At 70.7% G+C, this 6,318-nt stretch carries 9 protein-coding genes; 6 read left to right on the top strand and 3 right to left on the bottom strand.

The annotated features are described in order from the left end of the window. The 3 genes from AC3WLN_RS17835 to AC3WLN_RS17825 form a co-directional block, all read right to left on the bottom strand. The coding region (locus tag AC3WLN_RS17835) for a 5-oxoprolinase subunit C family protein (protein WP_492483467.1) at window positions 1–358 on the bottom strand (358 nt) is incomplete at its 3' end. Beyond that, window positions 355–1,104 carry a 5-oxoprolinase subunit B family protein gene (locus tag AC3WLN_RS17830; protein WP_492483466.1) on the bottom strand — a complete coding sequence of 250 codons (750 nt, stop codon included), beginning with the start codon at window positions 1,102–1,104 and terminating at the stop codon, window positions 355–357. The genes AC3WLN_RS17830 and AC3WLN_RS17835, both read right to left, overlap by 4 nt. A 43-nt stretch (window positions 1,105–1,147) precedes the next feature. Further along, a complete protein-coding gene (locus AC3WLN_RS17825) occupies window positions 1,148–1,399 on the bottom strand; it encodes a hypothetical protein (protein WP_492483464.1) in 252 nt (83 codons plus the stop codon). Window positions 1,400–1,689: 290 nt separating this feature from the next. Here AC3WLN_RS17825 and flhA point away from each other — a divergent pair, with 290 nt between their 5' ends. The 6 genes from flhA to AC3WLN_RS17795 all read left to right on the top strand — a co-directional run bounded on the left by flhA (window position 1,690) and on the right by AC3WLN_RS17795 (window position 6,312). Further along, window positions 1,690–3,771 carry a flagellar biosynthesis protein FlhA gene (flhA, locus tag AC3WLN_RS17820; protein ID WP_492483462.1) on the top strand — a complete coding sequence of 694 codons (2,082 nt, stop codon included), beginning with the start codon at window positions 1,690–1,692 and terminating at the stop codon, window positions 3,769–3,771. Next, window positions 3,768–4,538, top strand: a complete 771-nt coding sequence (gene fliR / locus AC3WLN_RS17815; RefSeq protein WP_492483460.1) for a flagellar biosynthesis protein FliR — start codon at window positions 3,768–3,770, stop codon at window positions 4,536–4,538. The genes flhA and fliR overlap by 4 nt, the downstream gene beginning before the upstream one ends. A 4-nt stretch (window positions 4,539–4,542) precedes the next feature. Further along, window positions 4,543–4,944 carry a hypothetical protein gene (locus AC3WLN_RS17810; protein WP_492483458.1) on the top strand — a complete coding sequence of 134 codons (402 nt, stop codon included), beginning with the start codon at window positions 4,543–4,545 and terminating at the stop codon, window positions 4,942–4,944. 93 nt (window positions 4,945–5,037) lie between these two features. Next, window positions 5,038–5,514, top strand: a complete 477-nt coding sequence (locus AC3WLN_RS17805) for a rod-binding protein (protein WP_492483456.1) — start codon at window positions 5,038–5,040, stop codon at window positions 5,512–5,514. 6 nt (window positions 5,515–5,520) lie between these two features. Continuing rightward, window positions 5,521–5,850, top strand: a complete 330-nt coding sequence (locus tag AC3WLN_RS17800) for a flagellar protein FlgN (protein ID WP_492483454.1) — start codon at window positions 5,521–5,523, stop codon at window positions 5,848–5,850. Window positions 5,851–5,865: 15 nt separating this feature from the next. After that, window positions 5,866–6,312 carry a hypothetical protein gene (locus tag AC3WLN_RS17795; protein ID WP_056477721.1) on the top strand — a complete coding sequence of 149 codons (447 nt, stop codon included), beginning with the start codon at window positions 5,866–5,868 and terminating at the stop codon, window positions 6,310–6,312. Window positions 6,313–6,318: the final 6 nt, after the last annotated feature.

Raw genomic sequence — 6,318 nt, 5'->3', positions numbered from 1 at the left:
CCCGCAGGGTGAGCCGCGCCCCCGGCCGCAGGGTGAGGGCGACGGCCGGGGGGAGGGGGCGCCCGTCGAGGTCGATGCGCAGGTCACCCCCCGCCAGGGCGACGTCGACGGCGGCCTCCTCCACGGTCAGGGCGAGGCCGCCGAGGGAGACCTCGATGGCGGTCGCCGTCAGGGGATTGTCGAGGGCGCGGTTGGCGGTGGCGTGGGCCAGGGGGTCCATCGGCCCGGCGGGCGTGATGCCGTAGCGCAGGAAGCCGTGCCGGCCGGCATCCTGCAGGGTGACGCCGCCGCCGGCCGCGAGGATGCGGAGCGTCGCCGTGCCCGTCCCCGCACGCGTCGAAGGCTGCGCCGCCGTCACGCGCGCCTCCGCGCGATGACCTCGCCTTGGGCCGCCCGGGCCTCGAGGGCGGCGAAGGTCGCCGCATCGATGGGCTCGAAGTGCAGGGCGTCGCCGGGCTCAACGAGGAAGCTTTCCGGACGCACTTCGGAAAAGAGCCGTTCCGGCGTGCGGCCGACGACGTACCAGCCCGTGGGCATCGGGACGCTCGCCACGGCCGCGAGGCCGCCGCCCACCAGCAGCGCGTTGGCGGGATGGGGCGGGCGCGGTGTCCCTCGGCGGGGAATCGCCAGGCTCTCCGGCAGCCCGCCGAGATAGGCGAAGCCGGGCGCGAAGCCGTACATGTAGACCCGGTAGGCGGCCTGCGCGTGGCGCTCGGCCACGGCGGAGGGCGCCAGCCCGGCCCAGTCGGCCAGTGCCGCGAGGTCCTCCGCCAGGGCCGGGTCGTAGCAGCAGGGCAGCGTCCAGGCGCGGGCCTCGCGCGGCCGGGCCGGGGGCCGGTCGAGGAGCGTCGTCACCCGGGCCGCGAGGATATCGCGGTCGAGCACCAGCGGGTCGTAGTGGAGCATCAGCGAGCGATAGGTCGGCACCGTCTCCAGGAGGCCGTCGATCCGGTCCTGCGCCAGGGCCGCGTCCAGGGCGAGCACCCGCCCATTGAGGGCCGGATCGACCCGCGCGCCGAACTCGACGACCAGGGCCGCCTCGGCGGCGTCGCGGAAGCGGACGGCGTCCGGCCCGGCCTGTGCGCTTGCCCCTGTCTGCGACACGGCGTGATCCTCGAGCGTGAGCGGCGAGAGGCCCGGCCCGGCCTCAGCGGGTGGACTTCTTCTCGCGCTGGTAGGTCCGGATCGCCCGGGCGCAGTCCGGCGAGAGCTTGCGCAGGTTCTGCCGGAAGCAGGCCTCGACCTCAGGCCCGCCGGGCGGATGCATGCTGCAATGCTCGAGGTAGTCCCCGGTGCAGGAGAGCTTGAGCAGCTCGCGGATCGGCGTGGATTGGGCCGATGCGGCACCCGGCACGAGCACGCCAGGGAGCAGGAGAAGAGCGAGGCGGAGGTGGGACATGGGTCGATCGCGGCTTTCGAAAGGACACTGTGGGGGCAGCGTCCGCTGGGTCCGGAATCCCAACCGGCGGCGCCGACGCAGACAAAGATCTTAGCATGGGCGCACCCGCGCTGCGGAGTCGTCGGTAGTCCAACGCACGCCGCGCCCGTTCGGTCGCCTCGCCGGGAGCGCGCGACCCGCGCGAGCCCAGGGACCACGCGACCCGCGCGCAAGCCCGGACGCCGCGCGACCCTCGCGCAAGCTTGCGGGGCGACAAGCCCGTCTAGGTTCACGGGGGTTGAGTATCCGCCATGGCGGCAAGCGCCACGATCGCAGGAGAGCGCCGGTCCCAGAGGGACATCTGGTTCGCCGCGGGCATCGTCGCCATCCTGGCGATCCTGTTCCTGCCGGTGCCGGCGATCCTCCTCGATATCGGCCTCGCCTTCTCGATCGCCCTCTCGGTCCTGATCCTGATGGTGGCGCTCTGGATCAAGAAGCCGCTGGAATTCTCGGCCTTCCCCACCGTCCTGCTGATCGCGACCCTGCTGCGCCTGGCGCTCGGCATCGCCACCACCCGGTTGATCCTGGCCAACGGCCAGCACGGCGTCTCGGCGGCGGGCCACGTCATCCAGGGCTTCTCGCAATTCGTGATGAGCGGCGACTTCGTCATCGGGATCGTGGTCTTCCTGATCCTGATCACGGTGAACTTCCTCGTCATCACCAAGGGCGCCACCCGCATCGCCGAGGTCGGCGCGCGCTTCACCCTCGACGCCATCCCCGGCAAGCAGATGGCGATCGACGCCGACCTGAACGCCGGCCTGATCGACGACAAGGAGGCCCAGCTCCGCCGGCGCGAGCTGGAAGAGGAGAGCGCCTTCTTCGGCTCCATGGACGGCGCCTCGAAGTTCGTGCGCGGCGAGGCCGTCGCCTCCCTCATCACCATCGCCGTCAACGTGTTCGGCGGCATCATCATCGGCACCACCCGCCACGGCATGCCGCTGGGCCAGGCGGCCGACGTCTTCACCAAGCTCTCGGTGGGCGACGGCCTCGTCTCGCAGATCCCGGCCCTGATCGTCTCCCTGGCCGCCGGCCTCCTCGTCTCGAAGGGCGGCACGCGGGGCACCGCCGAGCAGGCGGTGATCGGCCAGCTCGGGGCCTATCCGCGTGCCCTGTCGGTGGCCGCGGCCCTGATGTTCATGTTCGCCCTGGTGCCGGGCCTGCCCTTCGTGCCCTTCATGGTGCTCTCCGGGCTGATGGCCTTCACCGCCTACGCGATCCCGAGGAAGCTCGCCGCCCAGAAGGCGATCGTCGACGCCAAGGCCGTCGCCGAGGAGGAGAAGAAGCAGATCGCGGTGCGCGAATCCGTCAAGGAATCGCTCAAGACCCCGGAAATCGAGCTCTGCCTCGGGCGCCAGGTCTCGCTCCAGCTCCAGGGGGGGCAGTCCGAACTCATGCACCGCGTCGCCAAGATGCGCCGCAAGTTCGCGCGCCAGTACGGCTTCGTCGTGCCCGACATCAAGCTGACCGACAGCCTCGCCGTGCCGCCGAAATGCTACCAGATCCTCATCCACGGCACCGTGGTGGCGACCCAGGAGCTTCGGCCCGGCGAACTCCTCGTGGTGGTCGGCGACGGCCCCGTGCCGGACGTGCCGAGCGACGAGGTCCGCGAGCCCGCCTTCGGCATGAAGGCGCGCTGGGTGCTCGACGCCTATGCGGGCGAGGTGCGGCGCGGCGGCTTCGAGCCCATCGACGGCTCCTCCGTGCTGCTGACCCACCTCTCGGAGGTCATCCGCAACAACCTGCCCACGCTCCTGTCCTACAAGGACATGCGCAACCTGCTCGACCGGCTCGACCCCGAGTACAAGCGCCTGCTCGACGAGATCTGCCCGTCGCAGATCTCCTATTCGGGCCTGCAGGCCGTGCTGAAGCTCCTGCTCTCCGAGCGGGTGTCGATCCGCAACCTGCACCTCATCCTGGAGGCGATCGCCGAGATCACGCCCCATGCCCGCCGGGCCGAGCAGATCGCCGAGCATGTCCGCATGCGCATCGCCCAGCAGATCTGCGGGGATCTGGCCGAGAACGGCGTGCTCGCGGTGCTGCGTCTGGGCAGCGCCTGGGACCTCTCCTTCCACCAGAGCCTCAAGCGCGACGGCAAGGGCGAGGTCATCGAGTTCGACATCGACCCGCGCCTCGTCGAGCAGTTCGGCACCGAGGCCTCGGAGGCGATCCGCAAGCAGATGCGCGAGACCCGCAACTTCGCCCTGGTCACCGCGCCGGACGCGCGCCCCTACGTGCGCATGATCATCGAGCGGCTCTACCCGACGCTGGCCGTGCTCTCGCACCTGGAGATCGCCCGCGGGGTCGAGATCCGCTCCCTCGGCACCATCTCGTGACGGCGCCGCTCCTGGCCGTGCTCGGACCCGAGAGCTTCCTCGGGGTGTTCCTGATCTTCTGCCGGGTCGGCGCCTGCCTCCTCATCGTACCGGGCTTCTCCAGCCCCCGCGTGCCCGCGCAGGTCCGGCTCCTCATCGCGCTGGCGGTCTCGCTGGCCCTGACCCCGCTGCTGCTGCCGCTGTTCCAGGGCAAGCTCGCGGCCCAGGACCCCGGCGCGACCCTGGGCTGGATCGTCACCGAGAGCCTGACCGGCCTCGTCCTCGGCTTCCTCGGCCGGGTCTACTACGTGGTGCTCGAGACCGTCGTGAACGCCGCCGTCACCATGGTGGGCTTCGGCGGCATGCCGGGGTCCGTCGCCGAGGGCATGGACCCGGTCCCGGCCGTGGAGGCCATGATCATGATGGCGGCCGCCGCCCTGCTGTTCGCCGCCGACCTCCACTGGGAGCTGTTCCGCGGGCTGATCGATTCCTACGGCCGCATCCCCCCCGGCGAGGGCATCGGCTCGCAGGCCGCCCTGGTGCGCATCGTCGACCAGGTCACCACCGCCTTCGTGCTCGGCCTGCGCATCACCTCGCCGTTCCTCGTCTACGCGGTGGCGGTGAACCTCGCCGCCGGCTTCGTGAACAAGCTCGTGCCGCAGATCCCGGTCTACTTCATCGCCACGCCGTTCATCATGGCCGGCGGGCTGCTGCTCCTCTACGCCATCAGCAACGAGTTCATGATGCAGTTCGTCATGGGCTACTTCGACTACCTGCGCCGGGGCTGAGCCGATGACCACCCGCCTCCGGCTCCTGCGCGCCCAGCGCCTCCTCAAGGTCCAGGAGCAGATGCGGGGCCTCGCCGAGCGCGACCTCGCCGCCAACCGGGCGCAGGCCGTCAAGGTCGAGGCCGACCGGGCCGCCATGCTGGCGACGCTGGCCGGCGAGACCATGCACGGGCTGTTCCTCGACGCCGCCGCGCGTCGGCTGCGCGCGCTCGCCGCGGAGGCGACCGACCTCAGCGCGACCTCGACACGACTGTCTGAAATACTGAAGGCGCGCGGCCTGGCGGAAAAGCGCGCCGAGCGCCAGGCCGACGGCCTCCTGAAGCTGCGCGAGCGCGAGCGCGACCAGCACGCCATGCTGGAGCAGCTCGACCTCATGGTCGCGCGCGGCGCATCCCCCTCGGACTGAGCCGAGCGCCGCGGCCACGATGCAAGCCTGCCGAAAGCCAGGGGGCCTATGCCTCCGAAGGACCGGCTCCTCGAACCCGCTTGAGCGCCTGCCATGAGCATCTCGCCCCCCTCCGACATCGTCCTCGATGTGGCCCGCGCCGCCGATCCCGGACGCGTGCAGGAGGCCGCCGCCAAGCTGTCGGCCCCCGGAACCGATCCGGCGGCCTTCGGGGACGCCTACCGCATGGCCGGCGTCTCGGTGCACATGCCCCTCGACGCGCGCGGAACCCTCACCGCCCTGCAGACCGACAACGCGGTCTCGGGCGCCGGCAAGGCCGGAGATCCCTACAAGCAGTTCGAGGCCTTCGTCCTGCGCCAGTTCGTCGAGACGATGATGCCCTCGAAGGCCAGCGCGGTCTTCGGCAAGGGCAATGCCGGCGGCATCTGGAAGTCGATGCTCGCCGACCAGGTCGGGACCCAGGTCGCCAAGGCCGGCGGGGTCGGCATCGCCCGGATGCTCGAGGCGGCGCGTCCGCTGAAGCCGCCCGCGACCACCATCGCCCCGGCCACCAAGACCTCGGAGAGCTGAGACCCCATGCTGCTCGCATCCCTGAAGCGCCTCGAAGCCACCGTCACGGCGGAGACGGAGGCGCTCCTGGCGCACCGTCCCGTCGACCAGGAGACGGTGAACCGCCGCAAGAGCCAGAGCCTCCTCGAACTCACCCGCCTGACGCGGGGCCTCGATCCCGCCGAGCTCGACCCGCCGGTCCTCGACCAGCTCCTGCGCCTGCGCGGGGCCCTGGAGCGCAACCAGGACGTGGTCGGCCTGCACCTGCGGGCCGTCGAGGAGATCTCCGGCATCGTCGCGGATTCGATCCGCGAGGCGGAATCCGACGGCACCTATTCCGGCCACCTCCGGCGCTGAGGCCCGCTTCCCGCCATGCGCATTCTCGTCACCGGCCTGTGGATCTGCGGCCTCACCATCCTGTCCTGCTACGGCGCGGTGACCTGGGGCGCAGGGTTGTTCGCCAAGAAGACCGAGCCCTACCTCGAAGGTCTCCAGTACCAGAAGCTGCCGCCCATCAACGTGCCGATGGTCGTGGACGGAAAGGTACAGGGCTACATCGTCGCCGTTCTGGTCTTCACCGCCGACGCGCGGCTGATGCACACGCTCTCGGTGCCGCCGAATGCCTTCGTGGTCGATGAGACTTTTCGGCAGATCTACACGGATCCGGCGATCGATTTCAAACGCCTCTCCCGCTACAACGTCACCCAGCGCCTCGCCGAAATCCGTAAGCAGGTGAACGCCCGGCTCGGCTCCGACGTGGTGAAGGACGTGCTGGTGGAGGAGTTCAATTTCGTCGCCAAGCGCGAAGTCCGCTCCTGACGCCCG

The organism is Methylobacterium sp. FW306-05-D, from assembly GCF_058782155.1.
The sequence above is the reverse complement of the archived record's forward strand: the minus strand, read 5'-3'. Positions and strand labels throughout refer to the sequence as shown.